Consider the following 2,875-nt stretch of genomic DNA (forward strand, 5'->3'; position numbering starts at 1 on the left):
GGGTGAGCATGCGGGGGTCCTGGCGCTGCTGGTCGTCGGCGAGGTAGACCTCGGCGCCGTCCCCGTCGTAGGGGGTGACCTTGGTGACGCCGTCGATGGCCGCGATCTCGTCGATACGCTGCTGGGTGAGCGGCGTACGACCCTCGGGCGTGGTGGCCCAGACGCTGATCACCCGCAGGCGGCCCTCACCGGTGTCCAGCTCCTCGGCGGTGGCGCGGGCCTGCTGCACCGGGCCGCGCGCCAGGACGACGAAGCCGATCAGCAGCGCGAGGAACAGCGGCATCGCCCAGTGCCTGCGCAGGGACCGCAGCACCTCGCCGCGGATCAGGGGTACTTCGGTCACGACAGGGTTCCGTCCGGCAGTTCGATGGTGCGTGTGGCGACGCTCTGGAGCGGGGCTTGATCTTTACCTAAAGATCAATTAAAGTCTGCGACGCGCAGCCTGACCAGCGCGCAAACGGGGCACAGGGGGAATCACCAGGAGAGCAGGGCACTTGATGCCCGCGCGCGCTCTTCTCTGTCGAGTTCGGCGCCTTCCTTCCGCTGCGCCCTTCCGTGCTGGCTGTGCACATATGAGGCCCCGTGGCGGTGCAACGCCACGGGGTAGCGGCCTCACAGTCCACAGAGAGCTCCTGGTACACGTCCAACAACATCAGGTACACCAGTACCGCCAACAAGCAGGTGAGGGTGAAGCTGTCCGATACGGGCAAGCTCGGCGTCAAGTTGAGGACGAGGAACGTGAACACGGGCGGCGTCTCTTCGGCTCGCTACTACCCGCCGGTCGATGAGTGGCAGAACATGGGCAAGTACAAGAAGAAGAACACTCCGTTCCGGCTGCAGTTCACCTGCGTGAACGAGCGAAAGAAGGACAAGCCGGACACGGACTTCTCGGGCAGCCTGGACTACTGACGGCAGCGACACTGGGCGTGTCGATTGCTGTGTGCAAACGTGTTGTGCGCACAGCAATCGACCGTCAGAGAGGCACCAATATGGCTTCCTTGGTAAGACGGGTGCTCCTTGTGCTCATTTCGGCAGGATCGTTGACTGCCTGCAGCCTTGGAGGCGCTGATGCGGGTCAACCAGCCCTGCTGGACGAGAAGGAGATTCTCGCGGAGTACTCGGCGGAGACCGACCGCCTGGAGCTCGCTCCCGGGGATGTGTGGGACCCCCGTCCCCAACAGTTGACAGCTGACTCGCCTGGCCCTGAGGGGCCCATGAAGTTCGAGCGGGGAGTGGGAGAGCAAACGGCGCAGTTTCAGTGGTATTGCTCGTGGGCCAAGCATGCACTGGCCGACGAGGGTGCCGCGCAAGACGCTTTCGTCCACCTCAACAAGTTCCCGACTCTCAGTGTGTGGGATGCCATGGATGAAAACGGCCATGCGCTCTTCACTGGGATCTCAGAGGGGGCGGCACGTGGTCAGCTGGATGAACTCGCAGATTATGTAGACGACAACTGTGAGACCTCGGACGCTGTTAGAGATGCGACTGGCCAATGAGTATGTCTGACGTGTTCCACACCATCTGGTTTCTGTCCATGGATGGTGTGGTGTTGCCGCTGCTGGTCCTGACTCTGATGTCAGCCGGGGCGACGTGGCTGATACGCCGCCGGGGGGCCAGCGACCGGCACGGCGGTCTGGTGTTCGCGGGGCTTGTCTCCGTCAGCCTCATCCTGTCCGTGACCCTCTTCCGGGATGGTCGCCTCACCTTCACTCCTGAGCAGCTACTGCACTGGTCAGTCAGCGGCTGGCAGCGGGTGTCCTACGACCCGTTCTCCAGTATCGAAGTGCTGCTGAACGTAGCCCTGTTCGTGCCCGCTGGCCTCTGCTGGACGCTGTTGGCCCGTAGGCCGCTTCGCGTGATGGCAGCCCTGGTCGGCTTGTCGTTCCTCATCGAGTGCCTGCAGGCCGTGACCGGCCTCGGGGCCAATGACGTGTCCGATCTGATCGCGAACAGTGTGGGCGGTGCGCTCGGCGTACTCGCCGGGAGCCTCATCCTGTGGCTCCGGGGGCGTGCGGGCGGGTCCCTCCGGCTCTCCCGGAGCGGGACGGCGCTCGCTGCGGGGTCCGTCGCCGCGCTCGTCGCGGCTGCTGTGGCGGGGGTGCTTCTCGGCGCGGAGCATCGTCAGGCGTCGCTCGAACGGGAACTGAACGGCCGGTTCGCCGGGACCAGTCTGGAGACGTACGCCGCCTGGGAGGCGGACGACCGCCTCTACGAAGAAGTATTCGCCGCCGCCTCGGCATTCGCGGACGGGACACGCCACCGGGGCGATGACGTCCGGGTGCGGTACCCGGCGTCGTTCTTCGGCCTGCCCCGGTGTGTCTTCGTCGACTGGGCTCCGGGAGACGTCGCCGTTCACCGCGGCTCGGGCGAGGAATGCTCCGCGTTCATGGGCTGATCGGTACCTGGGGACCGGGGCATGAGGCTCCAGAACTGTGTTGCACGGGTGCTTGGGGCACACCAGGATCAGGTCATGGGCATCGATACGGATTGCGCGATACGGCCCGTGCGGCCGGAGGAGTGGCCGCAGGTCAAGGAGTTGCGGCTGGCCGCGTTGCGGGATCCGGCCGCGCCGATCGCGTTTCTTGAGACGTACGAGGAGGCCGCCGCGATCTCTCACGAAGATCGAAGGAAGCACCTGGAGTTCATCCAGGCGGCGATCGCTCGGATGTCGGCGGCCTCAATTACAACCAAGAGTTGGTTGATACCCCTTGTAACGCTCACCTACGGCTACTCTCTCACGCAGAGTGTTACTGAGGTTGAACTCGTGGAGTCGTAGGGGCTGACGGCTCGTCGCCTGTGCGGTATCACCGGGGCATGCGGTATCCACAAGGGGGCGGGCTGACTGCCGAACGGCAGCAGTTCCGCGAGGAGTTAC

Annotated in this window: 5 protein-coding genes; 4 read left to right on the top strand and 1 reads right to left on the bottom strand. The window is 64.8% G+C overall.

The window, feature by feature from the left end; all coding sequences use genetic code 11:
- Positions 1-343 (bottom strand): hypothetical protein (locus GL263_RS24465; RefSeq protein ID WP_182857918.1); only part of this gene is annotated, 343 nt, incomplete at its 3' end.
- Between the two features lie 239 nt (positions 344-582).
- On the opposite strand from GL263_RS24465, the gene GL263_RS24470 reads away from it, so the two are divergent.
- From GL263_RS24470 to GL263_RS24485, 4 genes are all read left to right on the top strand, one after another.
- Entirely contained in the window at positions 583-909 is a 327-nt protein-coding gene (locus GL263_RS24470; protein ID WP_182857919.1) for a hypothetical protein, read from the top strand.
- 101 nt (positions 910-1,010) lie between these two features.
- Positions 1,011-1,496, top strand: a complete 486-nt coding sequence (locus tag GL263_RS24475) for a hypothetical protein (protein WP_182857920.1) — start codon at positions 1,011-1,013, stop codon at positions 1,494-1,496.
- A gap of 11 nt (positions 1,497-1,507) precedes the next feature.
- A complete protein-coding gene (locus GL263_RS24480; protein WP_182857921.1) occupies positions 1,508-2,395 on the top strand; it encodes a VanZ family protein in 888 nt (295 codons plus the stop codon).
- Positions 2,396-2,470: 75 nt separating this feature from the next.
- Complete coding sequence (locus tag GL263_RS24485) at positions 2,471-2,776, top strand: hypothetical protein (RefSeq protein WP_182857922.1); 306 nt, start codon at positions 2,471-2,473, stop codon at positions 2,774-2,776.
- Positions 2,777-2,875: the final 99 nt, after the last annotated feature.

It is taken from the genome of Streptomyces durbertensis (assembly GCF_014156695.1).
Lineage (GTDB): Bacteria > Actinomycetota > Actinomycetes > Streptomycetales > Streptomycetaceae > Streptomyces > Streptomyces durbertensis.

What these genes read in the sequence shown, in the direction of transcription:
- GL263_RS24485 (WP_182857922.1), top strand. Translation starts at nt 2,471, where the DNA reads ATGGGCATCGATACGGATTGCGCGATACGGCCCGTGCGGCCGGAGGAG.